Below are 25,960 nucleotides of genomic sequence, written 5' to 3'. Positions count from 1 at the left end.
CAGATGAAACCGGTTTGGAAAGGGCGGGAATGAGCGAGGCGGTGCGGCTCGTCGAGGACGACCTGAGCGGAGAAGCGGTGCAGGCCCTGGTCGCGTTGCACCTGTCGGGGATGCATGCGAGCTCCCCGGCGTGCAAGGTCCACGCGTTGCCGCTCGACAAGCTGCGCAGCCCGGACGTGACGTTCTATTCCGCCTGGGTGGGTGACAGCCTCGCCGCGATCGGGGCGCTGAAGGAACTGGACGCCGGGCGGGGCGAGCTGAAGTCCATGCGCGCCGCCCCCGAATGGCGCGGCAAGGGCGTGGGCGAGGCGATGCTCCACCACCTGCTGGCCGAGGCGAGGACGCGCGGCTACCGCTGGGTCGGCCTCGAAACCGGCCGCACCGAGGAGTTCGCGCCGGCGGTGGCGCTCTACCGCAAGCACGGCTTCGAAAGCTGCGCGGCGTTCGGGGATTATGTGGTGGACGAGTTCAGCCAGTGTTTGGCGCGGGCGCTGTGATTAGGGGATGATCCAGTGGATCGTTTCGGCCCAATACGACCGGCGTGGGTTCCCCTGCGCGTCCCTTGCCGGTTCGAACCGCGCTCTCCGCATCACCACCCGGCATGCCGTCTCCCGAAAGCCCGTGCCGGCGGTTGCCGACTGGATATTGCAGCTTTCAGGCAAGCCGTCGGCACCCACGATCATGCGAAAGCTGGTCATCGCCTGCTGGCCTGATTGCAGAGCTTCCTTTGGGTAGTCCTTGCTGACGACCCACTCGCCCGGGCTACCGATTGGCTTGGGCAAACTGATGAGGTTGGCTTGCTCAGCGGGATCGAGGCCCCAGCTTTCTACCAGCTTGCCAAGACAGGCCCTCACTGCCTCCATGGGAGGAAACATCGAGCCTGTCTCAAGCTTGAGTGTCTTTCCGCGAAACCCGATTTCGAGCGAGTTGGCCGCGCGTTCGGCGGCCTCCGGGAGAAACGGAACCGGCGTGAAGCCGACGTCCGGGCGCGGAGAGTTGTCAAACCTCGGACCGGCACTGAGGAGCATTGGGGTGGCGCCACCCAGCTTGCCGACAGACATCGTTTTCTTGGCGGGTTCGCCGCTCGTGCCCCAGCGGAACAAGACTTCACGTCGCAACTCGCTCGTGGAGAAGCGCTTGCCGACAAGCGTGATCTTGTAGTCTGCGCTGGGCTGGGTGAACTCCATGAACAGCAACACCGGGTCGGCCGGGTCTCCGAAGGAGCGGCCCAGGCGGCAGCTGTCGGCGGCGTAGTCCATGGTCCAAGACCCGCCCTTGAGCACCTCGGGCGGCTTTTCGGCGGCGATGGCGGGGGTGCAGAGCGTACACAGGCTCAGTGCGACGATGATCGAGCGTGCGGTAGTCACGCGTCAATGGTAGCGGGAAAGCCGTCTGGAACCAACAGCTTGTTGTTCGATATCAGTGCTATCGATTGGCATCCGGGCTTGGCCCGACCGCGGTGAGGTTGGGCGCTTTTGCGGCGGTATGCCCACCCCTAACCCCTCCCGCCTGCGGGAGGGGGACCGGTCGCGCTGTGCGAGAGGCAGCTCTTCACTCTCCCCCTCCCGCAAGCGGGGAGCCGCAGGCGTTCGCGAAGCGAACAGCGGGTCGGGGGGTGGGCCTGAGAGCAAGTCACAATAGCTCATCCGGCAGCGACCCCGGACGTTACGCTAAGCTGAAACCATCGAATCGCGCGGCCAGCGCGGCGCCAATGTGCCGCGGGAGGGGCGGTGTCTGTACGCATCGCGAACGGCGCAAGGGGATCAGACGCCCGATGCGCTCGGCCTGTGAGGACGACGGGCCGGGGCGGCGCTCGCAGGCTCGCGAACGAAACGACGCCCTCGCGGCTGACTGTGCCGCGCCATGATGGGGAGACTTGAGCACCGCCCATCCCGTCATCCGGGCTTGGCGCCTGGGGGCCTGATCAGGGCTTGGGTATCAGCGCCCCGTTCTCACCCGCCGCCGCGCCGGCCGCGTCGAAGCCGAAGCTTCGAAAGAACGAGGCTGGGCCGGCCTAGCCCGCTCCCGATCCGATTCGTCGGGGCTACGAATTCAAATCCTACATGTATCCAACAACTTGCTCCGTTTCGGCGAAATGTTGGAAAGGGGTTCGCGCGGAGACGCGGAGACGCGGAGAAGTAGAAGGAGTTCGCGCAAAGGCGCGAAGGGGAAGAAGGCGCAAGGATGGTGCGCCGGGCCGACAGGCCCCTCTCCAAATATCGGTTTGCGGCAAGCGCCCGGTGCGAGCCGGAAGCCGGCTTCGCCGGTGGCGCTCCATCTCCGCGTCTCCGCGTGAACCCTCTTTTCTTGCTCCGCGGCTCAGCGCGAGCCCAAAAAGCGGGAGCCGGCCGCAACCGCCCCGCCAAGCCTCAGACCGGCGTCAGCCCGCACATCTGGTCGAGGCGGTAGAGCGTGACCGTGCCGAAGTCCTTTGCCAGCTCCTGCGGGCCGACGCTGGTGAAGGCGCAGTCGTCGCACTTGTCGATCAGCAGCGCCGCGGCGAAGGTTTCGGTGCAATAGACGCCGCCGACCGGGGTCACCGGCTCGATCCGGGCGGTGCGGTTGACCTCGCCGCCGTACCAGATGCGATTGCCGGTGATGCGGTCGGTGCCGACCCAGATCGGGCCGTAGTGGAGGCCCAGCCGCATCCCCGAAATTTCTCCCGGCGGGGTCAGCGCCGGCGGCAGGTCCTGCAGCGCGCGCTGGAGTTCGAGCGCGATCCGCGCCGCAGTGGTCGGCTTGTCGACGATCGCATAGATTGCGTCGCCCCAGGTGTTGCGGAACTCGACATGGTCGCCGAAGCGGGTGAGGACCGTGCCGATCCGGCCCATCACCTCGTGCATGAACAGCGGCAGTTCGCGCTCGCCGAGGCGGGAGAAGCCCTTGTAGTCGGCGAAGATGATCGAGCGGATCTCGCGCCGGGTGCCGCTTGCGGGCCACTGGTGCTGCGGAAACTTCAGGTTCCGCGTGACCGGCCCGGTGCCGATCTCGACCGTCCGCCCGCCGACCTCCTGCCAGATGCGCACGTCGGCCCTGGCCCCGGCGAGCCCGGTGTTCGACAGCGAGGGATGCTCCGAAAGGATCGCCAGCTGGACCGGCTCGGCCCCGGTTTCCTGCGCCCGCAGCGCGGTCAGGCCCATGACCAGCCGGGTGTTGTAGGCATACTGGTGGTCGTCGCCGACATACGCGCCGGGCGTGGCGAACTGGACCGAGTGCGCGCCGTCGCGGCAGGCGTGGAAGCGCGGAACCCAGCTCGCCCCGCCGCTCCGCACCGATTCCTCGATGAAGTCGGCTTCGGCGAACGGCAGCACCACGTGGAGCCGCGCGCCCCGCGCCAGCAGCGCTTCGGCGATGACGATGTCCGCCCCGCAGGCGAGCGGGCCGAACGCTTCCTCGATGCCCATCTCGGCGAGCCTGGCGGCGACTGTGGCGGCGAGCGCGGCTTCGGCTTCGCGGCACTGGTCGTCGAACATCCGGCCGCAGTAGCCGATGACCGGTGGGATCGGGCTCATCGCACCGCGCCTGCAGAGCGCGAAACCTCGAGCCGGCGCAACATGGCGACGTTGGCGAGTTCGATCTCGCTGAGATCGACCTCGTCGGTGGTCGGACGGTACCAGCTCATCGCCGCGAAGTATTTCTGCAGGTAGGGATCGACGAACCGCCTGCCGTGCCGTGCGTAGATTTCATTGCGCGCGAGCCGCGCCTTGAGGGGGGTCAGCGACTGGAGTTCAGAGGGCGACAGTATCCGGACGGAGGACTGCGGGAAGATCATCCCGCCGGTGTCGGCGGCCGGCTCCGGCGCAACCGGCGCTGCAGCCACCGGAGCGCTCGCAACCTCCGGCCTGGCACTCGCGGTCACCGCCGGGGATGACGCGGACGCCGCAACCTTCGGCTCTTGCAGTTCCGACGCCGGCGCGGGCGTGCCCGTTGCCGATGCGGACGCCACAGGGCCGGGGGAGTCGCTCTTGCGCTGGCCGAGGACGAAACCGCCCGCGACCGCGATCGCCACCAGGGCGACTGCAATCCCTGCGAACAGCGGCGCCTTCGACGCTTGCGGCGCGGCGGCTGGCTGCTGGAGCGGCACGGGCGGAGGGGTCCACGCCGGTGCGCCCGCCACCGGCTCGCGCTTGCCGCACAGGTCGGCGAGGCTCGCCTTGACCTTGCGCCAGCCGGGATGGTCGGGCTCGCCCCGCCAGTCGGCGATCTCGGCGAACTGGATCTGGTTGAACGGCAGCGGCGGCATGATCGGGCCGAGCGCGGTCTGGACGAGCTTCTTCTGGTTGCGGGCCATGTCGGCCTCGGCCCGGACCCATTCGCTTTTCACCGCCTCGGCCGACCACACCACGATCGCGGCGCGGGCCGTGGCGATCTTTTCGGTGATGACATCGCCATAGGACTGGTGCGGCGGGAGTTCGGCATCCCACCATACATCATAGCCTTCGCCCTCGACCGCGCGGGCCAGCATGGCTACCATGGCATGGTCGCTGCGCGAGTAGGAAATGAACACGTCGACCATCGCCGGCCGTCCCCCCAGGAAACCTGTCAGGCGAGCAAGGCTAATGCGCAGGCTCGCACTTGGGAAGCGCGCAATCGCCCGCTGGTGGCTTGCGCTGGCGCTGGCCGTCGCGGGTGTGCCTGCCGCCGCTGCTCCGCTCACGGGCCAGCAACGTGCCGACGCGCTGGTGCAGAGCGTCGGCTACCGGCTCGCCACCGGCAATGCGCGGTACTGTCCGAACCAGCGCCCGGTCGTCGGCCTCCTGCTGCAGGATGCGATGAACTATGCCGACCCGCCCGCGGTGCGCGGGGCGCTGGGCCTGACGCGGGACATCGCGGTGGAGGCGGTGGCGGAAGGGTCGCCGGCGCAGGAAGCGGGGCTCGAGGCCAACCTGGCCCTCGTCGTGCTCGACGGGCGGGACCTGACAACGCTGCCGCCGGTCAAGGCGGGCGACTGGCAGCGCCTGACCACGCTGCACGACAGCATCGACGCCGCGCTGGTCCAGGCCGGGGAAGTGACGCTGGTCGCGGAAGCCGCGCAAGGCCGCCGCGAGGTGACGCTGACCGGCGTGCCCGCCTGCGCCGCGCGCTTCGAGCTCGGGACCGAAGGCAGCGGCGCGCGCGCCGGGTTGGATCGGGTGCTCATCACCCGGACGATCTATGACCAGGTCGGCGGCGAGCCGGACATGGTCGCGGCAATCCTCGCGCATGAACTGGCGCACGTGATCCTCCGCCACTCGGCCTCGCCCCTGCCGGTCAAGGCGCGCGAGGAGGAGGCCGACCGCCTGTCGCCGTGGCTGCTGCAGAACGCGGGCTACGACCCCGAGGCGGCGGCCCGGCTGCACCGGACCTGGGGCAAGGCACACGACTGGGGCATATTCTCGGCCCCCGATCACAACCGCTGGAAAAAGCGCGCCGCCCAGATCGACGCGGAGATCGTGGCGCTGCGGGCGGTCACCGGCGCGGACGGCCAGGCGGACTGGGCCGCGCACTTCGTCCGGGCGCGGTCGCGCTAGACCTTCGCGGGACGGGTCTGGATCGCAAGTAGCCCGGCAGCGGCCACCGGCAGCATCAGGAACAGCGCGCCCCACAGCATCGAGATCACCAGCCAGACCAGGTCCAGCCTGTCCCGCTGGTAAAGCCGCGCAGGATCGCCGCCGACCAGCGGGGCGATCATGTCCCACTCGCCGGGGCACTGGCTGTCGGCGTCGATCGTCGGAGCCTGCGTCCGGACCATGGCGATGGCATCGCTGCGCCAGCCGCAGCCGATGACGGTGCGCTCCCCGCCGATCACCGCGACATGGCGCTGGGCCGCGAGGTTGTAGCCGACGCCGAGCCCGAAGGCGGCGACGATCGCCGCGATCGTGGCGAGCAGCACGGTGCGCTCTCCCGCACGCAGGAGGAACCGGCGGGAGATGAAAAACAGCGCCGGACAGGTCGCGACGAGGATGGCCGCCTGCACGCCGCCGCGCGGCGGGGCGATGCCAAGGACGAGCGCCAGCAGCGGCACTGCGCCCAGGGCGATTGCCAGAAGCGGTGCCGCCGGTGGCGTCTTCGTGCCCGGCCGCAGCGGCGGCGAAGGCGCGGCGCCTTGAGCGATATAGGGCGCCGCGTGCTGCTCACCGCCGAGCAGCGCGGCAAGGCTCGCGGTGATCGTCACCCAGCGCGGGTCGGCCGCCGCGGCATGGGGATCGGCAATGGGGACGCACTGGATCTGGTCGAACGGCATCGGCAATCGCGCCGCGCCGATGCTCGTCTGGACGAGCTTGCCCGACAGCCGCGCCCGGTCCGCTTCGGATCGCACCCAGTGCGAGCGCACCGCTTCCTCCGACCACACGACCAGTACAGCGGCGGCCGCGTCGAGCCGCTCCTCGATCTCGTCGCCATAGGCGCGGTGGGCCTGGAGCTTGCGGTCCCACCACACCTCGTAGCCGTCACTCTCGAGCGCGGCGGCAATCGCCTCGACCTGCTCGAGGTCGCGGCTCGAATAGGAAATGAAGATGTGCCCCACGATCCCCCCGGGACCTGCGTCAGTCCGCCTTCGCCGCCTCCAGCTTGCTGTACATGCCTTTCAGCGGCTTCGCCATGACCCGCCGGACGATCGGTTCGAAGAACTCGATCGGCAGGGTGTCGTAGTCCGGATCGAACGCGCTCTGGTCGTACTTCTCGCAGAACTCGGCGCACGCATGGAAGTACGGGCTGTCGCGGTGGCGTTCGCGGATTTCGCGGTCCTGGCCGAGGAAGTGGAAATAGTAATAACCCTGGAACGCGCCGTGGTGGGCGCAGATCCAGTGCTCCTCCTCGGTCACGAACGGCTTGATGATCGCGGCCCCGACCGCCGGGTGGTCGAACGAGCCGAGCAGGTCGCCGACGTCGTGGAGCAGCGCCATCGTCACGTAGGTTTCCGGCCGGCCGTCGCGGTAGGCGCGGGTCGCGCATTGCAGCGAGTGTTCGAGCCGGCAGACCGGGAAGCCGCCATGGTCGCCCTTCAGCATCATCAGGTGGGCCAGCACCCGGTCGGCGACCGAGGCGCCGAACGTGAAGTATTCCTTGGCGATGATCGCCCAGTCTTCCTTCGTGCCTTCGGTCATCGCGCGGAACTTCGCGCGTTCCTCAAGCCCGTGCGCGGCGTCGAGAGTCGTGTCCATCGCTGTTCTCCCAATTGCGGGAGAGGCTACTCCTCTCGTCTGGCGGTGCAAGGGTGTAACCGCCGCCCCCTCGCAATAGCCGCGCTGATGGACTAGCTTGGGACATATGGCTGTCCTTCCCTTCCGGCCGACACCGTTCTTCGGCAACAAGAACCGGGCCTTCTGGCGGCTCCAGGCGCTCGGCTGGGCTGGGGCGATGCTGCTGCGCGCGCTGTCGAGTCTCGCCAACCAGCAGCCGCTGTCGTTCCTCGTCATCATCCTGATCGCGACGATCACCGGCTTCTCGATCTCGCTGATCCTCTCGGTGATCTACCGCACGCTGATCAACCGGACGCCGCTGGTGACCTGGGGGGTGACCGCGCTGGTGCTGGGCATCGCGGTGGGGCTTTACGCGTTCATCGATTCGTGGGTGATCAGCCTCTACCGCCCGAACAGCGACGCAAGCTTCGCCCAGCTGTTCCTCGGCGTGTTCTACCTCGACCTGACGCTGCTCGGCGCATGGTCCGCGCTCTATTACGCGATCAATTTCTACATCCAGGTGGAAGAGCAGAACGACGCGCTGCTCAGGCTCGAAAATCAGGCGACGAGCGCGCAGCTGGCGATGCTGCGCTACCAGCTCAACCCGCATTTCCTGTTCAACACGCTGAACTCGATCTCCACGCTGGTCCTGCTCAAGCAAACCGAGCCCGCCAACGCGATGCTCAGCCGGCTGTCCTCGTTCCTGCGCTACACGCTGGTGAACGAGCCGATGGGGCGCGTGACCGTCGCGCAGGAGGTGGAGACGCTGAAGCTCTATCTCGACATCGAGCGGATGCGCTTCGAAGAGCGGCTGCGCACCGATTTCCAGATCGACGGGGCGGTCACCGGCGCGCTGCTGCCCTCGCTGCTGCTCCAGCCGCTGGTCGAGAACGCGATCAAGTATGCGGTCTCTCCGCTTGAAGAAGGCGCCGAAATCACCATCTCGGCGCAACTCGTCGGCCCAATGCTTCGCATTACCGTCTCGGACACCGGGCCGGGATTGCAAAGCGGCGTGGACCCGACGAAGGTCATAAGCGTTGGTCCCGATGGCGGAGACCCCAACTCGACCGGAGTGGGGCTTGCCAACATCCGGGACCGGCTTGCTCAGGCTTATGGCGAAAACCAGCGTTTCGAAGTGCTCAACCGCCCCGAGGGGGGCTTTGCGGTGGTGATCGAGCTGCCCTTCGAAACGCGCGCCCAGGAAGCTGCACGGGCCACCCCGGCCCTGGCGACGGCATGACCTGCCGTGGCCGTCCCCCCAGAACATACCAAGGGTAGCACATGACCATTCGCACCATCCTCGTCGACGACGAGAAGCTGGCGATCCAGGGCCTGCAACTGCGGCTCGAAAAGTTTCCGGACGTCGAGATCATCGACACCTGCTCCAACGGGCGCGAGGCGATCCGCAAGATCAAGACCGAAAAGCCCGACCTCGTCTTCCTCGACATCCAGATGCCCGGGTTCGACGGGTTCAGCGTGGTCAAGGGGGTGATGGAGATCGACCCGCCGCTGTTCATTTTCTGCACCGCCTACTCGGAGCACGCGCTGAAGGCGTTCGAGGCCAACGCGGTCGATTACCTGATGAAGCCGATCGACGAAGACCGCCTTGCCGACGCGCTCGAACGCGCGCGCACGCGGCTCGCCGAAAAGCGCGGGCTGGAAGAGGCGGAGAAGCTCAAGAACGTCCTCGCCGAAGTCTCCCCGGAATCGCTGCCCGACATGGAGGAAGAGCCGGAGCATGCCGCCGGGCGGTTCGAGAAGCTCATCAACATCAAGGATCGCGGCCAGATCTTCCGCGTCGACGTCGACACGATCGAACGGATCGACGCGGCCGGCGACTACATGTGCATCTACACCGGCGACAACTCGCTGATCCTGCGCGAGACGATGAAGGACCTCGAGCGCCGCCTCGACCCGCGGGTGTTCCAGCGGGTCCACCGCTCGAAGATCGTCAACCTCGACCGCGTGCGACAGGTGCGGCCCCACACCAACGGCGAGTGCTTCCTGGTGCTGGAGAGCGGGGCCGAGGTGAAGGTCTCGCGCAGCTACCGCGACGTGGTGGCGCGGTTCGTGCACTGATAGCTGACGGCGAGTCCCCGCGCAGGCGGGGACCTCCATCCATCATTCGGTCCGTTCGGTTGCACGAGGCCCCCGCCGTCCGGTCTTCGTCCGGAAGTTTATCCTGAGCGGCCGGACTGCCGGCCAGCCGAAGGGCGGGGGCGCGCTGGTTTTTGGCCTGACCTTCTCTTAAGGGATGGCCATGACCTTCACCCTCCCCGGCTTCGACCTCGCCCGCTTCGTCTCCGAAACACTGGCCGAGGACCTCGGCGAGGGTCTCCCCGGTGGCGGGCGGGACGTTACCAGCGAGAGCGTGATCCCGGCGGACGCCCGCTTCACCGGTGTGATGGACAGCCGCGATGCGATCACCGTCGCCGGGCTGCCGATCGCCGCGGCGTTCTTCCGCGCGCTCGATCCGAAGATGGAGATCGATATCCTGGTCGAGGAAGGCGCGCGGGTCAGCCCCGGCAGCGACCTCATGCGCCTCGCCGGCAACGCCCGCGCGATGCTGACGGCGGAGCGCAGCGCGCTCAACACCGTCCAGCACCTGTCGGGCGTGGCCACGCTGACCCGGCAATATGTCGATGCGATGCAGGGGAACGCGATCCTCCTCGACACCCGCAAGACCATCCCCGGCCTGCGCCACCTCGAAAAGTACGCGGTGCGGATGGGCGGCGCGCAGAACCACCGGATGGGGCTGTGGGACGCGGCGATGATCAAGGACAACCACGTCCTCGTCGCGGGCGGCGTCGCCGAAGCGGTGCGCCGCGCGCTGGATGCAGGCGTGCGCGAGGTGATCTGCGAAGTCGACCGCATCGACCAGATCGAACCCGCGCTGGCCGGCGGCGCGACCCGGCTGCTGCTCGACAACATGGGCCCGGACACGCTGCGCGAGGCGGTGGCGCTGGTCGCCGGCCGGGTAAAGTGCGAGGCCAGCGGCGGGGTGCGGCTCGACACCATCGCCGCGATCGCCGCCTCTGGCGTGGACTACGTTTCCGTAGGCCGCCTCACCCAGAGCGCCCCGGCCGCGGACATCGGGCTGGATTTCACGGTGGTTTAACGTCGTCCCGGGCTCGACCCGGGACCGCTGGCAATTTACGCAGCGCTGCTCGCAAGCACCTGGCACCGGTCCCGGGTCAGGCCCGGGACGACGCTGTTACAGCGCCTTGTACCCGTACCCGTGCACCGTCATCGTCATCGACTCGCCGGTCTGGAAGCCGGTGAACTGGCCCGACCACTGGACGAAGCCGGTGTTGGTCGGATTCGCGGCCCACATCTCGAACCACGGCTTCATCGCGCTCGACGGGAAGTAGGTCATCTTGGCGCGGTCCCAGCGGTGGACGAGCGCGCCGTTGACGTACATTTCGACGTAGCCGGTCGCCTGGTCCATCTTGATGCCCAGGCGCAGGCGCCTGCCGGAAAAGTCGGTGCCGGCGAAATAGCGCACGGTCTGCGACTGGTGGACGCCGTTCGGCCAGGAATGGATCGTCACGTCGAGGCCCTTGCGGCCCGGGAACTCGAAGTCGACCTCGTCGCGGGTGGTCGAGTTGTAGATCCACAGCGGCGCGACGACCACGCCGTCGCGCAGGGTCGGCAGGGTCACCTCGCTCTCCCACAGCCCGGCGGTGTACGACGGCATCGCGTTCATCGCCTGGAGCTGCGGCGCGCCCGCGCTGTCGAGCGTGAAGTAGGTGTCGGTCAGCGCCGGCTGGGTCACGTGGTTGTAGCGCCACGGGATCGTCGAGTTGGCGTTGTCCCACTCGGAGGCGGTCCACAGCCCGTCCCAGTTCCACAGCTTCATCGTCGAGAGGTCGAGCGGCGGCAGCGGGCTCGCGCTCGGCGTCGGCGTGGGGGTCGGCGTCGGGGTGGGCGTGGGTGTCGGGGTCGGCGAGGGCAGGGTGGTCTTGCCGCCGCCCTTGCCGCCGCTGCTGGTCACGTCGCCTGGCTTGGCGAACGCGGCCGCGCCCAGCAGCAGTGCGGTCGCCGCGATGTAGCCGGCGGATTGCTTGCGAATCATGTGCCCCGAACCTCGATTGCGCGCCGGCTCCGGTCCGGCAGGTCGCGACCGGTTTGCCGGGTTCGGGTGAAGGAGAGTCCAAGGGCTCTGGTTAACGGCCCGGACACCCTTGGGAATCCGCCAAAAATTGCGCCATTCCGGTGGTTAACGCGGCGTTGACCGCGTAAGCCGCGGCGGCGAACCGGCAATTGACGGCCAGCGACCGGCGAGCGGCTTTTCGCTCCACGGGGAATTGCGGATCGGCTAGGAACCGGCCCGCAACCATGGTCTACCGCCTCGTCATCGCGCTCGCCCTGCTTATCCTCCCGCTGCCGGCCGCCGCGCAGGCGTGGCAGTGCCGCGTGCCGGGGGAGATCGCGGTGCCGCCCATGGAGCGCCCCGACGGTCCGGTCAGCACCGCCCGTACGACCGGCTACACCCTCGCCCTGTCGTGGTCGCCGGGGTTCTGCCGGACCCGGCAAGACAGCCGCCGTGATGCGCTGCAATGCTCGGGGCGGATGGGGCGGTTCGGCTTTGTCCTCCACGGCCTCTGGCCCGAAGGCGAGGGCGAGAGCCCGCAGTGGTGCCCGACGCGCCTCGCGCCAAGCCGCGAGACGCTGCGCCGCAACCTCTGCCTGACCCCCTCGCCCGAACTGCTGGTCCACGAATGGGCCAAGCACGGCAGCTGCATCGCGAAGTCGCCGGACGGCTATTTTGCCGCGGGACGGGCGCTATTCGGTTCGATCGGCTTTCCCGACATGGCCCGCCTGTCACGCGAGCCGGGGCTGACGGCGGGGCGGGTGCGGCAGGCGCTGGTCGCGGCCAACCCGTCGATGCGCGGCGACATGTTCCAGTTCAAGCTCGACGATCGCGGCTGGCTGCTCGAGGTGTTCGTCTGTTACCGGGCCGACTTCATGCCCGGGCGCTGCCGGGGCAAGGCCAGGCCCGCTGACGACACGCCGGTGCGGATCTGGCGCGGGATCTGACCGCGTCGTCCCGGGCTTGACCCCGGACCGGTGGCCAGTGCTTGCAAGCGGCGCAGGCCGAAAGCGCCAGCGGTCCCGGATCAGGTCCGGGACGACGTAAATTTCAGCGCCGCCCCCGGAAGAACCCCCGCAGCAGCTCCGCCGCCTCCGCTTCGCCCATCCCCGAGTACACCTCCGGCCGGTGCAGGCAGCCGGGCTGGTCGAACACCCGCGCCCCGTGCTCGACCGCGCCGCCCTTGGAATCGGGCGCGGCGTAGTACACGCGGGCCACGCGGGCATGGACGATCGCCCCGGCGCACATCGCGCAGGGCTCCAGCGTCACCCACAGGTCGCAGCCGTCGAGCCGTTCGTTGCCGAGCGCCTGCGCCGCCGCGCGAATCGCCAGGACCTCGGCATGGGCGGTGGGGTCGTGCGTTCCGCGCGGCGCATTGTGCGCGGCGGCGATCAACGCGCCGTTCTTGACCACGACCGCGCCGATCGGCACTTCGCCCTGCGATTCGGCCATGCGCGCCTGTTCGAGCGCCAGCGTCATCGGTTCGGGCAGGGGCCAGCGGCTCATGAATCGGGGCTAACCGCAGCGTGGCAACGGGGCAACCGGCGAATCCTTGACTTCGCCCCGTGAATCGCTAATGGCCGCGCCTTCCGACAGATTATCGTGCATTCGAGCGAGTTAGAACCATGTCCCGCATTTGCGAACTGACCGGCAAGGGTCGCCAGATCGGCCACAATGTCAGCCACGCCAACAACAAGACCAAGCGGGTGTTCCTGCCCAACCTGCAGAACGTCACGCTGATGAGCGAGAAGCTGGACCGCAGCTTCAAGTTCCGCGTGTCGACGCACGGCCTGCGCTCGGTCGAGCACAACGGCGGCCTCGACAACTGGCTGCTCAAGCAGTCGGACACCAAGCTCAGCGCCCGCGCCCTCAAGGTGAAGCGCGAGCTGGTCAAGGCTTCGGCGGCCTAACCACTTCTCCCGCAAGGGAACGCAAGCGGCCCGCCCCCACGCCGGGGAGCGGGCCGCAGGCGTTTGTGCCGGCAACAGCGTCGTCCAGCCAATATCCGACATCTCGTCATTGCGAGCGACGCGAAGCAATCCTGCGCGGCTCTGGATTGCTTCGTCGCTACGCTCCTCGCAATGACGATCATGATCCAGCCTGTCCGCTCTACTCCCGCCACTCCAGCTGGAGCAGCATCGAACGCTGCAGCCAGCTCGACACGTTGCTGTCGCTGATCAGCCAGATCGTGGTGCTGCCGTCGGCGTTGGCGCGGGTGGTCATGCCTTCGTAGTTGTCGGTGATGCGGTGATCGGCGATCTCGGCGATCGGCGTCACGGCGAGCGTGCCCCCTTCGCGCAGGTCCCGCGGATCGGCCACGCCGACCACGCTGCGGAAGCCGAGCAGGGTCACCTTGCGGCCGAGCACCAGCATCCGCCCGTCGGGCAGCGGGGTCGCGTCGGTCGGGCGGAAACCCTCGGGCATCTCGGCAGTGAAGTGCAGCGGTTCCTCGCCCGCGACCGGCGTGCCCTTCCACAGCAGGCCGGGGTGGCGCGAGCGGGTGAAGAGCGAGATGCGCTTCTCGATCAGCGCGATGAAGCGCCCGCTGGCCAGCCGGGTCATCGCCTCTGGCCCCGAATTGTCGGGATACTGCGCGAGGACCGGCGCGGCGACCGGGCGGCGCTTGAAAAAGTCGGCCGAAAACACCCAGAACCGGTCGTTGCCTTCATAGGCGGTCCAGATGTCGCCGGTAGCCGGATCGAGCGCGATCGCCTCGCAGTCCGGCTCGACCGTCTCGACGCGGGTGTCGACGCCCCACAGCGGGCGGATCCTGGCGCGCAGCGGCGTGCGGCTGCCGGGGACGTCGAACAGCAGCACCCCGTTCTTGTCCGACACCGCGAGCAGCCGCCCGTCGGGCAGGCGGGCGAGCGCGGAGTAGCTGCCGAAATCGCGATTGCGGCCGAGGATTCGCCAGGCGCCGGAGAGGGTGACGCCCGCGCCGGGCCGGATCTGTCCGGCAGGCTCGGGCATCACGTCGACGAAGAAGACGCGGGGATCGAATATCGGCGGGGGCGGCACATCGCGCTTGAAGAACGCCAGCCACACCGCGGCGGCCAAGACTAGAACGGCAAAGAGGCGGCGCATGGCCGCCGCCCTAGCCGGAAATCATCCCGCGCGGAACTTCATCGCGTCGCCGTTCATGCAATAGCGCTTGCCGGTCGGCGGGGGGCCGTCGTCGAACACGTGGCCGAGATGACCGCCGCAGCGGGCACAGTGGACCTCGGTACGGGCGTAGCCGAGGATCCGGTCGGTCGAGGTGCCGATCCCGCCCTTCAAGGGGCGATAGAAGCTTGGCCAGCCGGTCCCGCTCTCGAACTTGGTGGTCGAGGAGTAGAGCGGGTTGTCGCAGGCGGCGCAGAAGAACGTACCCTTGCGGTGCTCTCGGTTGAGCGGCGAGGTGCCCGGCTGCTCGGTCCCCGCCTGGCGCAGCACATAGTACTGCTCGGGCGTGAGCAGGCGGCGCCACTCCGCGTCGGTCTTCTTGACCGGGAAATTGCCCTGCGCGGTCGGGGCGGCGCTGCAGGCCGAGGCAAACGGCATCGCCGCGCCAAGGCCAAGGAAGGCGAGGAAGCGGCGGCGGGAGGAAGCTGCGTTCATGCCGTCCTGCATAGCACGCTCCGCTGAACCGGGAGTGATCGGATTAACAGGTGCGAGGGGGGAAGCCAACGTCGTCCCGGACTTGATCCGGGACCGCTGTGTGGCTGGGCGCTAACCCCGCCAACGGTCCCGGTGGCGTTCCTCAAACCTTCTCGAGCACCACATCCATCTTGCGGAAGCCGTGGACGAAGTTGGCGCGGACGCGCTCGGGCTTGCCGACCACGCGCACGCGCATGCGGCGCTCGTGCATCTCTTCGAGCAGCACGCGCAGCTGCAGTTCGGCGAGGCGCGCACCGACGCAGCGGTGGATGCCATAGCCGAACGACAGGTGGCGGCGGGCGTTGTCGCGGGTGACGATCAGCTTGTCCGGGTTCTCGAACACGGTCTCGTCACGGTTGGCCGAGATGTACCACAGGACCAGCTTGTCGCCTTGCTTGATCTCGTTGCCGAACAGCTCGGCGTCCGCGGTCGCGGTGCGGCGCATGTGCGCGAGCGGGGTGACGTAGCGGATGCATTCCTGCACCGCGTTGGGGATCACCGACGGATCGTTCTCGAGGATCGCGCGCTGGTCGGGGAACTGGTCGAGCGCGTGGACGATCCCGCTCATGGTGTTGCGGGTGGTGTCGTTGCCGCCGACGATCAGCAGCACGAGGTTGCCCATGAACTCCTGCGGGCTCATGTGGTTCATCGCCTCGGAGTGGATCATCATCGAGATGAGGTCCGACGCCGGGGCCGACTGGCTCCGCTCCATCCACAGCCGCTGGAAGTAGTGCGCCATCTCGCCGAGGATCTCGAAGCGTTCGTCGCCCAATTCTTTCGCCAGGCCCAGCTCGACGTCACCCGCCCAGTCGGACCAGAAGGTGAGCAGGCGGCGGTCCTCCCACGGGAAGCCGAACAGGATCGCGAGCATGCCCGTGGTCAGCTCGATCGAGACCTTGTCGACCCAGTCGAAACGCTCGCCCCACGGCAGCGAATCGAGCACCGCGGCGGTGCGCTGGCGGATCTCCGCCTCCATCTTGACGATCTCGCCGGGGGTAAACTTGGGCGCGACGGTGCGGCGCTGGCCGGTGTGGTCGGGCCGGTCCATCGCGATGAACATCGGCAGCTGGCGTTCGGCGAGCACCTGCGGGTCCATGTCCGCCGGCGGGTCGCCGATGGTGATGCCGCCGTACTGCCACGACGAGGAATAGAGTTCGGGCAAGGCCTCGACGTGAGTGATCGTCTTCGACGTGGTCACGTTCCAGTACGACCCGTAAGGCGACGAGGTCACCTTGTTGATCGGGGCCTTGGCGCGCATCTCCGCAAAGATCGGCTCCCACCGGTCCTCGGCAAAGATGTCCGACCGGCTGACGTCCCAGCGTTCGGTGTGCTGCGGGCGGTACTGCGGGTTGGCGGCGAACCACTCCTCAAGCCGCTGCCATGCGATCGGGCTGGAACGATATGTAAATCCGGCTTCGGGTGCGAGCTGCGTAGCCATGTCGGGCGATCTCCCAATCGCGAATCCGCCGGTGCGCGGATTTCCTGCAAGGCTAGGTATCCCGCTTATCTACACTGGTGTCAATAACGTTTCGACGCTGGTCCGAAACGTCCCGCCTTCAGGCCCGCGAGGGCCGCAGCATGGCGCCGAGCGTCGCGAACAGGCCGCGGCGCGCCTTGCCGCGCGCTCCGCCGCTCTTCATCACGGTGCGCCGGAACAGCTGCGCTCCGCCGCGCACGATCAGCGCGACCCACAGGCCCTGCCACAGCAGCGCGAGGAGGTGCGGCCACAGCGCGTCGCCCATCGCCGCCCGCGCGAGCATCGCATAAGGCGAGGTGAACGGCACCAGCACCGCGGCCCATTCGATCGGCTTGCCGATCTGGGTGAGGGCGTAGCTCGAGAAGAAGAACGTTACGAGCTGGAGCATCGTCACCGGCATCGACAGCGTCTGCACTTCGCGCACCGTCGTCGCCATCCCGCCGATGGTCAGGAACACCGAGCCGAGCAGGAGGTAGGCCATCGCGAAATAGGCGAAGGCGAGAGTGAGGAACATCGGCCAGCCGACGGCGGGTTCAGGCAGCTGGTCCATCGGCACGCTACCGACAGTGACCAGCGCGAGCCATCCGGCCGACCACACCGCGATCGCCACCAGGCTCACCGCCAGCATCGCGAACAGCTTGCCGAGGAACAGCGAATCCATCGGAATCGCGGCGGCGAGGACCTCGATGATCTTGTTGCTCTTTTCCTCGACGAGGTTGGACAGGACCATGCCCGCGAGCATGATCGTCAGCAGGAACAGGCCCATCTGGCCAAGCTGGGCGGTCGAGATCTGGCCCGAGCGGACCTTGGCCGCGCTGGTCGCGACGATGTCGGTGCGGACCTCGGGGAAGGACGCCGGGCTGGCTTCGAGCGCGCGGGCGGCAAGCAGCGAGATCGGCCCGCTCCAGCGCTCGACGCGTTCCTCGGTGCCGGTGAGCACGGGCTTGGCGAGCGTGCCGGTCAGCACCGCGGCGAGCTGGCCGTTGCCGGCCTTCATCGCCGCCTGCGCGTCGAACGGTTGCCCGTCCTCGAGCCGGCCGAGCACGACCATGTCGGGTACCCGGCCCGCCAACCGGTCGCGCAAGTCGGCGTGCGCGGTCATCAGCCGGTCGACGTCGGGGGCGGACATCGCCACGCCGAGCTGGGGGTTGTCCATGTCGCGCTGGACCTTGGCCCCGATCCCGCCGGCCAGGCCGCCGACCAGCACCGGGAACAGCGGCCCGATCAGGAAGAAGATGAAGGTCTTGGAAAAGATCACCGCCACGAAATCGCGGCGGGCGACGACGAACGCGGCGCGCAGGGTCTCGATCATCGCGGCTCTCCCTCCCCGCCGTTTTCCTCGAGCGCCCGCGCCGCCGCCTCGCCGGCGATGGCGACGAACGCGTCGTGCAGCCCGGCCCGCTCGATCGACAGGCTGAGGATGCCGGCATTGCCTTCGATCAGCGCGCGCAGCAGCGGCTCGACCCCGCTTTCGGGCAGGGTGAAGTACCAGAACGAACCCTCACGCCGGGCATCGGCGGGGAGCGCGGCGCGCCACGCGCCATCATGGTCGCGGGTTTCGAGGCGGACTTGCGGACGCAGCCGGTCGCGGGCGACGTCGACCGGGCCAGCGAAGGGCACCTTGCCCCCGGCGATGATCGCGACCTGATCGCACATCCGCTCGGCATGGGCGATGACGTGGGTCGAGAAGATCACCGTCGTGCCGTTGGCGGCGAGTTCGCGGATCGTCTTCTCGAGCTTGCCCTGGTTAAGCGCGTCGAGGCCCGAGAACGGCTCGTCGAGCACGACCAGCTTCGGCTTGTGGACCAGCGTGCCGAGCAGCTGGACCTGCTGGGCCATGCCCTTGGACAGCTGGCGGATCTGCCGGTCGATCGCATAGCCGAGCCCGTGCTCCTCGAGCAGTTCCTTGCCCTTGCGCTGGCCCTCCTTGAGCGGCACCCCGCGCAGCGCGGCGAGGAACCCGATCGCCTCGTAGGCCTTCATCGCCGGGTAGAGCCCGCGCTCTTCGGGAAGGTAGCCGATCAGCCTGGCCACCTCGGTCGGGCGCTCGTGGCCGAGCACGCAGCGGTAGCCCGCGTCGGGATCGATGATCCCCAGCAGCATCCTGATCGTGGTCGTCTTGCCCGCGCCGTTGGGGCCGAGGATGCCATAGATCGCACCCTCCGGCACGGCGATGTCGACCCCGTCGACCGCCGTGAACCCGTCGAACCGCTTGACGAGGCCGCGCGCCTCGATTGCCAAAGCCGTGCCGGTCACGTCAGTTCCGTTGCCCGTGCGCGGCCATTGTCCTAGCTCCAGTTTCATGGCGTGGGGGATAGCCCATGCCCGTCAACGCGAGCATCAGCAAGTTTGGTTAACGCCGCAAGCCTCGATCTTAAGGAACGCATCCGCGCCGAGGCGGAGCGGCTGGGCTTCGCCGCCTGCGGTTTTGCGCCCGCGATCGACGATCCCGCGCGCGCCGAGCGGCTGGAACAGTGGCTCGGCGAAGGGATGCACGGGCAGATGGCGTGGATGGAGACCCGCCTCCACCACCGCCGCGGCCCCCAGTCCTTGTGGCCCGAGGCGAAGAGCGTGATCGCGCTCGGGATGAGCTATGCCCCGGCGGCGGACCCTTTGGCGCTGGCCGGCGCCGCGGACCGGGCACGGATCTCGGTCTATGCGCAAGGGTCCGATTATCACGACACCGTCAAGAAGGCGCTCAAGCACCTCGCCCGCTGGCTGGTGGCCGAAATGCCGGGCTCTCAGGTCAAGGTGTTCGTCGATACCGCTCCGGTGATGGAAAAGCCGCTGGGGCAGGCGGCAGGGATCGGCTGGCAGGGCAAGCACACCAACCTCGTCAGCCGGCAGCACGGCTCGTGGCTGTTCCTCGGCGCGATCTACACGACGCTCGACCTCGAGCCCGACGCGGCCCACGCCGACCGCTGCGGGTCGTGCGATGCCTGCCAGCGGGCCTGCCCGACCAGCGCCTTCCCCGCGCCCTACCGGCTCGATGCGCGGCGCTGCATCAGTTACCTGACCATCGAGCACAGGGGCCCGGTGCCGGAAGAATTCCGCGCCGCGCTGTGCAACCGGATCTACGGCTGCGACGATTGCCTGGCGGTGTGCCCATGGAACTCCTTCGCCAGCGCGGCAGCAGCGAACCGGGCGTTCCTCCCCCGCGCCGAACTCGCCGCGCCAAGACTGGCGGAGCTGCTGGCGCTGGACGACGCGGGCTTCCGCAAGCTCTTCGCCGGCTCCCCGATCAAGCGCATCGGGCGCGACCGGTTCGTGCGCAACTGCCTCTATGCGGCGGGGAACAGTGGCGATGCGGCGCTGGTGGAGTCGGTGCGCCTGTTGCTGGGCGATCCGGACGAGGCGGTGGCAGATGCGGCCGACTGGGCGATGGGGCGGCTGACGGCCTAAGGGGTTCGCGCAAAGGCGCGAAGGAAAAAGAAGGCGCAAAGAGGGCGCGCCGGGCCGCAAGGCCCTTGACCAGCTCTATGATGCGGAAAACGCGAGGTGCGAACTGGAAGCCGGCTTCGCCGGTGCCTCTACACCCTTGCGCCTTCGTCCCCTTCGCGCCTTTGCGCGAACCTTTAGCAAGCCCTCAGGCCACCAGGTCCTTCAGCGCCGCGCCGGTATCCGCCAGCACGGCCGGGTCCGCGCTCACCCCGGCTTCGACCAGCTTGCGGCCCTGGACATAGTCCTTGATCACGTTGACGCAGTCGAGCGCGATGACCTTCCCGCCCTTCAGATACACGACCGAAAACGCCCGCGTTGCCGGATCGCCGCGCAGCACGGTCTGGTCGTAGCCGACCGAAAGTCCTGCGGTCTGGAGCTTGAGGTCGTACTGGTTCGACCAGAACCACGGCAGCGCGTGATAGGGCTTCTCGTCGCCGCAGATGCCCTTGGCGACGCAGGTGGCCATGTCGTTGGCGTTCTGGACCGATTCGACCCGCATGACCTGCCCGCCGGCAAAGTCGCAGGCGAACGCGGCACAGTCACCGATCGCATAGACGTCGGGGAGCGAGGTGCGGCAGAATTCATCCACGTCCACGCCGTTGCCGCCCGCCGCACCGGCCGCGATCAGCGGGCCGACCGCGGGGATGATGCCGATCCCGACGATGACGATCTCGGCGGGAAGCACGCCGCCGTCGGCAAGCCTGACCCCGGTCACCTTGCTGCCATCGCCTTCCAGGCAATCGACGGTCACGCCGGTGCGCAGGTCGACGCCGTGGGCACGGTGGTCGGCTTCATAGAAGGTGGAGATGTCCTCTCCGGCGACGCGGGCGAGGATGCGCGGCAGCGCTTCGAGCAGGGTGACGTGGCAGCCGAGCTTGGTCAGCACCGCCGCCGCCTCGAGCCCGATGTAGCCGCCGCCGATCACCACGACGCGCCGCGCTCCGGCGTCGAGTTCGCCCATCAGCCGGTCGACGTCCTCGCGGGTGCGCACGGCGTGGACCCCGGCGAGGTCCGAGCCGGCGCATGACAACTTGCGCGGATCGCCGCCTGCGGCCCAGATCAGCTTGCCGTAGGTCACCGTGCCGCCGTCCGACAGCGTGACCGCATGCGCCGCCGCATCGACCGTGACGACTTCGGTGCCGAGCTTCATCTCGATCTGCTTGTCCGCCCAGAACTGCGGCGGGCGGATGTAGAGCCGCTCGAACTCCTTGTCGCGGGCGAGGTATTCCTTCGATAGCGGCGGGCGCTCGTAAGGCGGTTCGCTTTCGCGGCCGATCATCAGGATCGAGCCCTCGAAACCGTTGGTGCGCAGCGCCAGCGCGGCCTGCGCTCCGCCATGCCCGGCTCCCACGATCACCACGTCTGCCTGCGCCATCCGATTCCTCCCGATCTTGCCGGGCGGATTGGCGAAAGTCGCGCGCCCGTCAAGTGACGCAGATCAAATTGGCGCCGCCGTAGCGTAATTTATCGGCCGAGGAGGTTCCGTGCCTGGCTCGCGACCTGCGCCAGCATCGCCGGGGCAACGGGCTGTGCGGCCCGGGCCCGACCGACCAGCCCGCGAAACTGGCGTACCGACGGTTCGCGCTCTGTCAGCCAGTCTTCGACGAACGTCCCGGGCGCTGCCTTCCTGGCACTTTTCAGGAAATCGAGCCGCATCTGCTGGAAATCGCGCGCGAGCCCCGCCACCAGCAGCCGCTCCCACGGATCCGACGGGTTCATCGCCGTCGCCGCCTGCTGCGCCCAGTCGAGCCCGAGCCGCGCGCCCAGATCGGTGAAGGCGCGGGTCAGCGCGACCGGATCGGTGCGGGTGTCGGCGGCGAGGCGGGCAAGGCCGACTGCGCCGTCCATGTCGAACAGGTGGCCGATCCGCATGGCGACTTCGGCCGGTGCGCCCACCCCTGCCAGCTCGCCGGCCAGCCGCCCGCCCTGGGCCCGCGCCTCGGCGTTGAGCAGCGAGCCGGTCTCGGCGGACAGGACGGAGACGCCCTTGCCGAGCTCGGCGACAAGCCTGCCCGGGACGAGCGTATGGTGCCCGGCACGCAGGATGTCGGCCATGTGCCCGCGCAGTGCCGCGGCGGCGCGCTCGAACAGCATGAGCCGCGCCGTCTCGGGCATCGCCGCGGCATCGATGGCGCGCCAGGTCTCGGCCATCCCGAACAGTCGCTCGGCGGCGACGAACGCGGCGGTGACTTCGGCCAGCGTCGCGCCTTCCTCCTCCATCAGTTCGAACGGGTGGATCGTGCCGAGCCGGTTGATCATGCGGTTGGCAAGCTTGGTCGCGATCATCTCGCGGCGCAGGCGGTGGGCGAGGATGTCCTTGCGGAACTTGCCCTGCATGGTGGCGGGGAAGGCGGCGATGAGGTCGTCTTCCAGCGCCGGATCGTCGGGCAGCGCGCTCGCTTCGATCTCGCGCTGGAGGACCAGCTTGGCGCTCGACAGCACGACCGCGAGTTCGGGGCGGGTCAGCCCGATGCCGTCGGTGGCGCGGCGCTTCAGCGTGTCGCTGTCGGCCAGCCCCTCGGTCCGGCGGTCGAGGTCGCCGCCTTCCTCGAGCATGTCGATCAGCCGCGCGTGGCTCGCCGTGGCGAGAGGTCCCGGCCGCTGGGCGATTGACAGGGCGAGCGCCTGGAGGCGGTTGTCCTCGAGCACGAGCGACGCGACCTCGTCGGTCATGCTCGCGAGCAGCGCGACCCGGGCCTTTTCGGTCAGCCGCCCGGCGCGCCTAGCCCCGGCGAGCGCGATCTTGATGTTGACCTCGTTGTCCGAGCAGTCGACCCCGGCCGAATTGTCGATGAAGTCGGTGTTGATGCGGCCGCCCAGGCCCGATGCGCCTAGCAGCGCAAACTCGATCCGACCGGCCTGCGTGGTGCCGAGGTTGGCGCCCTCGCCGATCACCCGAGCACGGACCTCGCGTCCGTCGACCCGCAGACCGTCGTTGGCGGGGTCGCCGACCGTGGCGTTGTTCTCGCTCGAAGCCTTGATGTAGGTGCCGATCCCGCCGAACCACAGCAGGTCGACGCGCGCCTTGAGGATCGCGTGGATCAGGCCCTCGGGGTCGATCTCAGCGACGTCGAGGTCGAGCATCGCGCGCACTTCGGGTGACAAGGGGATCGCCTTCATCGAGCGCGGGAAGACCCCGCCACCCTTCGAGATCAGCGCCTTGTCGTAGTCGTCCCAGCTCGAGCGGGGCAGCGCGAACATGCGGGCGCGCTCGGCCCACGACCTGGCCGGATCGGGATCGGGGTCGAGGAACACGTGGCGGTGGTCGAACGCGGCGACGACCTTCAGCGCCTTCGACAGCAGCATGCCGTTGCCGAACACGTCGCCCGACATGTCGCCGCAACCCGCCACACGGACCGGCTCGCTCTGCACGTCGACGCCCATTTCGAGGAAGTGCCGCTGCACCGAAAGCCACGCGCCCTTGGCGGTGATGCCCATCGCCTTGTGGTCGTAACCGTTGGAGCCGCCGCTGGCGAAGGCGTCGTCGAGCCAGAAGCCGCGCTCTTCGGCGATGGCGTTGGCGACGTCGGAGAAGGTCGCGGTGCCCTTGTCGGCGGCGACCACGAAGTACGGGTCCTCGCCGTCGTGGATGACCACGCCATCGGGGTGGACGACCTTCCCGCCAACCAGGTTGTCGGTCACCGACAGCAGCGTGCGGATGAACACCTGGTAGCTGGCCTTGCCCTCGGCCAGCCAGCCCTCACGGTCCCGCGCCGGGTCGGGTAGCTGCTTGGGATAGAAGCCGCCCTTGGCCCCGGTCGGCACGATGACGGCGTTCTTGACCCGCTGCGCCTTCATCAGCCCGAGGATCTCGGTGCGGAAGTCGTCGCGCCGGTCCGACCAGCGCAGTCCGCCGCGCGCGACCGGGCCGGCGCGCAGGTGGATACCCTCGACCTGCCGCGAATAGACGAAGATCTCGCGCCACGGCACCGGGCGGGGCAGGCCGGGGACGAGCGCCGAATCGAGCTTGAACGCCAGCGCCTCGCGGCCGGCGGGGGCGAAGGCGTTGGTCCGCAAAATCGCATCGCCGAGCGCCCGGAAGGCGCGGAGCAGGCGGTCGTCGTTGATCGCGGCGACGCGGGTCAGGGCATCGCGGACGGCTTCCGCGGCGGCGGTGGCGGCCTGCTCGCGGTTGCCGGTGAAAGCGGGGTCGTGGCGCGCGACGAAGGCGTCGATCAGTCCGCGGGTCACTTGCGGCGCGGCCTTCAGCGCCTCGACCACCGTGGCGATGCCGTAACCCATCCCGGCCTGGCGCAAGTAGCGGAACCACGCGCGCAGCCAGTCGGCCTCCTGCGCCGACAGGCCGGTGGCGACGATCAGGCGGTTGAACGCATCGTCCTCGGCCGCGCCGTTGAGCACCGCGCCGAGCGAGCTTTCGATCGCCCCGGCGCGGGCGAGCAGGTCGTCCACCGCGCAATCGTCCGGCGGGGCGACGAGGAAGTCGTGGATATAGCCGAGCTTGCCGCCCTCCAGCGGGGTCGGGTTCTCCTCCAGCACCCGGAAGCCGAAGTTCTCGAGGACCGGCACCGCGTCGGACAGGACGATCGCGCCTTCACGCTGGTAGAGCTTGAGCCGCAGGCCGTCCTCGCCAGGCAGGCGGTGGAGCCGGGCGGCGCGGCGCGGAGCGTTCTCGCCGGTGAGCGTGCGCAAGGTGCGGATGTCCGCCGCCGCGCTCGCCGCGCCATAGGTTGCGCGATATCCGGCCGGGAACGCCTCGGCGAAACGCATCGCCAGCGCGGCGGCGCGGGCCGGGTCGCCATCGCTCGCCAGCTCGCTTTCGACGGCGGAGCGCCAGCCGCGCAGCATGGCTTGCAGTTCGGCGTCGAGCACCGCCTCGTCGGGCGCGGCATCGCCGTCGCGGATGTCGAGGACGAAGCGGATGAGGGCGAGGTTGTTGCCCTCGACCGAGAGCGCCCAGTCCATCGCCGGGGCCTTGGTCGCCCGTTCGAGCAGCGCCTGGATGGCAAGCCGGGTGGCGGTGGACAGGGCGTCGCGCGGCAGCCACACGAACGCGAAGAGGTGGCGGGCGAGCGGGGCACGGACCAGGGCGAGGCGCGGGCGCGGGCGGTCGACCAGCCCGATCATCGCCGTGGCGATGCGTTCCAGGTCGGACTCGCCGAAGCCGACGAGAAGGTCGTGCGGCAGCGCGGTCAGCGCGTGAACCAGCGCCTTGCCGGCGTGGCCGCCCGGCGCAAATCCCAGCTTGTCCATCAGGTGGGCAAGCTGGGTGCGCAGGCGCGGGATTTCGGTCGGCGCGGCGGCAAGCGCGGCGCTGGTCCAGATGCCCGCGTGGACCGACAGCGCGGCGAGCTTGCCGTCTTCCATCACGGGCACGATGAACAGGTCGAGCGGGACCCGGCGGTGGACGTTGGACAGGCGGTTGGCCTTGATCACCAGCGGCACCGGGCGCGCTTCCGCACCGCGGCGGCGGGTGGTCTCGAACCAGCTGAAAGCGCGCTCCCACGAGGCCGGGGCGAGGAGGGCGCGGGCGCTCTTGCGGCACACGCCGAGCAGGCCGTGCTGGCTGCCGTCGCGCCGGTGGACGAGGTGGCCGAGCTGGGTGAAGTTGTCGCCCGCCAGCCAGCGCAGCAGCTCCGCGCCTTCGGGATCGGAAACCGCCTCGGCATCGGCGAGCATCGCCGCGCGCAGCTTCGGCCAGTCGGTGACGGCGGCGCGGACGTCTGCCAGCGTGACCTTGAGCGCGGCGGCGAGGTCGCGGCGGACGCGGGCATCGGCGCGCTCGGTCTCGAGGTAGATGACCGATTCGCGCGCGGTCGGCTGGTCGGGGTCAATCGCGAGCAGCACGCCCTCGGCGCTCCGGCTGACCGGGATCACCGGGTGGACCAGGCGATCGACGACGAGGCCGTAGGCCGCGACCGTCGCCGCGATCGAATCGACCAGGAACGGCATGTCGTCGTTGACCAGCGCCATACGCAGGTAGCGCTGGCCCGAGGTCGGGGAGGTTACCGAATCGACCACCAGCCCCGGCTCGCCGTCCTCGCGCCTGGCCAGCGCCTGCATCGCGAAGGCAGCGGCCTCGGCGCACTGCTCGGGGCCGAAGCCGGGCGCCTCGCCGGGCAGCAGCGAAGCGCAGAAACGGTCGCCAAGGGTCTTGGCGAGGGCGGCGGGGGACGATTTTCTGGCCATCTCGTG

Annotated in this window: 22 protein-coding genes; 8 read left to right on the top strand and 14 right to left on the bottom strand. The window is 68.9% G+C overall.

Annotated features, from left to right (window positions below):
- The first annotated feature begins 29 nt into the window (after positions 1–29).
- The gene (locus AC3WLD_RS00755) at positions 30–497 is read left to right on the top strand and encodes a GNAT family N-acetyltransferase (protein ID WP_492554996.1); all 468 of its coding nucleotides are present in this window, start codon (positions 30–32) and stop codon (positions 495–497) included.
- Here AC3WLD_RS00755 and AC3WLD_RS00750 read toward each other — a convergent pair whose 3' ends face one another.
- From AC3WLD_RS00750 to AC3WLD_RS00740, 3 genes are all read right to left on the bottom strand, one after another.
- On the bottom strand, positions 498–1,367 hold the full coding sequence (locus AC3WLD_RS00750) for an energy transducer TonB (protein ID WP_492554995.1): 870 nt from the start codon (positions 1,365–1,367) through the stop codon (positions 498–500). It abuts the gene before it with no gap.
- 1,002 nt (positions 1,368–2,369) lie between these two features.
- Positions 2,370–3,512, bottom strand: coding sequence for an adenylate/guanylate cyclase domain-containing protein (locus AC3WLD_RS00745; RefSeq protein ID WP_492554994.1), 1,143 nt, complete (start codon positions 3,510–3,512; stop codon positions 2,370–2,372).
- On the bottom strand, positions 3,509–4,516 hold the full coding sequence (locus tag AC3WLD_RS00740) for a TIR domain-containing protein (RefSeq protein WP_492554993.1): 1,008 nt from the start codon (positions 4,514–4,516) through the stop codon (positions 3,509–3,511). Before AC3WLD_RS00740 ends, AC3WLD_RS00745 begins: the two co-directional genes overlap by 4 nt.
- A gap of 43 nt (positions 4,517–4,559) precedes the next feature.
- On the opposite strand from AC3WLD_RS00740, the gene AC3WLD_RS00735 reads away from it, so the two are divergent.
- The gene (locus tag AC3WLD_RS00735) at positions 4,560–5,510 is read left to right on the top strand and encodes a M48 family metalloprotease (RefSeq protein ID WP_492554992.1); all 951 of its coding nucleotides are present in this window, start codon (positions 4,560–4,562) and stop codon (positions 5,508–5,510) included.
- Here AC3WLD_RS00735 and AC3WLD_RS00730 read toward each other — a convergent pair.
- Together AC3WLD_RS00730 and AC3WLD_RS00725 are read right to left on the bottom strand one after the other, a co-directional pair.
- Positions 5,507–6,505: a toll/interleukin-1 receptor domain-containing protein gene (locus tag AC3WLD_RS00730; protein WP_492554991.1), complete on the bottom strand. Its 999-nt coding sequence runs from the start codon at positions 6,503–6,505 to the stop codon at positions 5,507–5,509. The two genes, AC3WLD_RS00735 and AC3WLD_RS00730, sit on opposite strands and share 4 nt — an antisense overlap.
- 19 nt (positions 6,506–6,524) lie before the next feature.
- Positions 6,525–7,142 carry an HD domain-containing protein gene (locus tag AC3WLD_RS00725; protein ID WP_492554990.1) on the bottom strand — a complete coding sequence of 206 codons (618 nt, stop codon included), beginning with the start codon at positions 7,140–7,142 and terminating at the stop codon, positions 6,525–6,527.
- Between the two features lie 106 nt (positions 7,143–7,248).
- Here AC3WLD_RS00725 and AC3WLD_RS00720 point away from each other — a divergent pair, with 106 nt between their 5' ends.
- From AC3WLD_RS00720 to nadC, 3 genes are all read left to right on the top strand, one after another.
- Positions 7,249–8,400: a sensor histidine kinase gene (locus AC3WLD_RS00720; RefSeq protein ID WP_492554989.1), complete on the top strand. Its 1,152-nt coding sequence runs from the start codon at positions 7,249–7,251 to the stop codon at positions 8,398–8,400.
- Between the two features lie 41 nt (positions 8,401–8,441).
- On the top strand, positions 8,442–9,239 hold the full coding sequence (locus tag AC3WLD_RS00715; RefSeq protein ID WP_492554988.1) for a LytR/AlgR family response regulator transcription factor: 798 nt from the start codon (positions 8,442–8,444) through the stop codon (positions 9,237–9,239).
- Positions 9,240–9,420: 181 nt separating this feature from the next.
- Entirely contained in the window at positions 9,421–10,278 is an 858-nt protein-coding gene (nadC, locus tag AC3WLD_RS00710; protein ID WP_492554987.1) for a carboxylating nicotinate-nucleotide diphosphorylase, read from the top strand.
- Between the two features lie 96 nt (positions 10,279–10,374).
- On the opposite strand, the gene AC3WLD_RS00705 is transcribed toward nadC, so the two are convergent.
- Complete coding sequence (locus AC3WLD_RS00705) at positions 10,375–11,235, bottom strand: family 16 glycosylhydrolase (RefSeq protein WP_492554986.1); 861 nt, start codon at positions 11,233–11,235, stop codon at positions 10,375–10,377.
- 263 nt (positions 11,236–11,498) lie between these two features.
- Here AC3WLD_RS00705 and AC3WLD_RS00700 point away from each other — a divergent pair, with 263 nt between their 5' ends.
- Positions 11,499–12,200: a ribonuclease T2 family protein gene (locus AC3WLD_RS00700; RefSeq protein ID WP_492554985.1), complete on the top strand. Its 702-nt coding sequence runs from the start codon at positions 11,499–11,501 to the stop codon at positions 12,198–12,200.
- Positions 12,201–12,303: 103 nt separating this feature from the next.
- On the opposite strand, the gene AC3WLD_RS00695 is transcribed toward AC3WLD_RS00700, so the two are convergent.
- On the bottom strand, positions 12,304–12,759 hold the full coding sequence (locus AC3WLD_RS00695; RefSeq protein WP_492554984.1) for a nucleoside deaminase: 456 nt from the start codon (positions 12,757–12,759) through the stop codon (positions 12,304–12,306).
- Positions 12,760–12,878: 119 nt separating this feature from the next.
- Here AC3WLD_RS00695 and rpmB point away from each other — a divergent pair, with 119 nt between their 5' ends.
- Positions 12,879–13,163 carry a 50S ribosomal protein L28 gene (gene rpmB, locus AC3WLD_RS00690; protein ID WP_492554983.1) on the top strand — a complete coding sequence of 95 codons (285 nt, stop codon included), beginning with the start codon at positions 12,879–12,881 and terminating at the stop codon, positions 13,161–13,163.
- A 199-nt stretch (positions 13,164–13,362) separates the two neighbouring features.
- Here the strand turns inward: rpmB and AC3WLD_RS00685 are convergent, their stop codons facing one another.
- The 5 genes from AC3WLD_RS00685 to AC3WLD_RS00665 form a co-directional block, all read right to left on the bottom strand.
- Positions 13,363–14,337 carry an esterase-like activity of phytase family protein gene (locus tag AC3WLD_RS00685; protein ID WP_492554982.1) on the bottom strand — a complete coding sequence of 325 codons (975 nt, stop codon included), beginning with the start codon at positions 14,335–14,337 and terminating at the stop codon, positions 13,363–13,365.
- Between the two features lie 21 nt (positions 14,338–14,358).
- The gene (msrB, locus tag AC3WLD_RS00680) at positions 14,359–14,850 is read right to left on the bottom strand and encodes a peptide-methionine (R)-S-oxide reductase MsrB (RefSeq protein WP_492554981.1); all 492 of its coding nucleotides are present in this window, start codon (positions 14,848–14,850) and stop codon (positions 14,359–14,361) included.
- Positions 14,851–14,992: 142 nt separating this feature from the next.
- Positions 14,993–16,327 (bottom strand): cytochrome P450, encoded by a 1,335-nt coding sequence (locus AC3WLD_RS00675; RefSeq protein WP_492554980.1) that lies wholly within the window; start codon positions 16,325–16,327, stop codon positions 14,993–14,995.
- Positions 16,328–16,445: 118 nt separating this feature from the next.
- Positions 16,446–17,678, bottom strand: coding sequence for an ABC transporter permease (locus tag AC3WLD_RS00670; protein WP_492554979.1), 1,233 nt, complete (start codon positions 17,676–17,678; stop codon positions 16,446–16,448).
- On the bottom strand, positions 17,675–18,670 hold the full coding sequence (locus AC3WLD_RS00665; protein ID WP_492554978.1) for an ABC transporter ATP-binding protein: 996 nt from the start codon (positions 18,668–18,670) through the stop codon (positions 17,675–17,677). Before AC3WLD_RS00665 ends, AC3WLD_RS00670 begins: the two co-directional genes overlap by 4 nt.
- Positions 18,671–18,715: 45 nt before the next feature.
- Between AC3WLD_RS00665 and queG the strand changes: the two genes are divergently transcribed.
- Positions 18,716–19,768 (top strand): tRNA epoxyqueuosine(34) reductase QueG, encoded by a 1,053-nt coding sequence (gene queG / locus AC3WLD_RS00660; protein WP_492554977.1) that lies wholly within the window; start codon positions 18,716–18,718, stop codon positions 19,766–19,768.
- 184 nt (positions 19,769–19,952) lie between these two features.
- Here the strand turns inward: queG and AC3WLD_RS00655 are convergent, their stop codons facing one another.
- Together AC3WLD_RS00655 and AC3WLD_RS00650 are read right to left on the bottom strand one after the other, a co-directional pair.
- The gene (locus tag AC3WLD_RS00655; protein WP_492554976.1) at positions 19,953–21,182 is read right to left on the bottom strand and encodes an NAD(P)/FAD-dependent oxidoreductase; all 1,230 of its coding nucleotides are present in this window, start codon (positions 21,180–21,182) and stop codon (positions 19,953–19,955) included.
- Between the two features lie 89 nt (positions 21,183–21,271).
- Entirely contained in the window at positions 21,272–25,954 is a 4,683-nt protein-coding gene (locus AC3WLD_RS00650) for an NAD-glutamate dehydrogenase (RefSeq protein ID WP_492554975.1), read from the bottom strand.
- Between the last annotated feature and the right edge of the window lie 6 nt (positions 25,955–25,960).

This window comes from Novosphingobium sp. FW305-C-111 (genome assembly GCF_058783565.1).
This window is presented reverse-complemented; position numbering and strand designations above follow the sequence as displayed.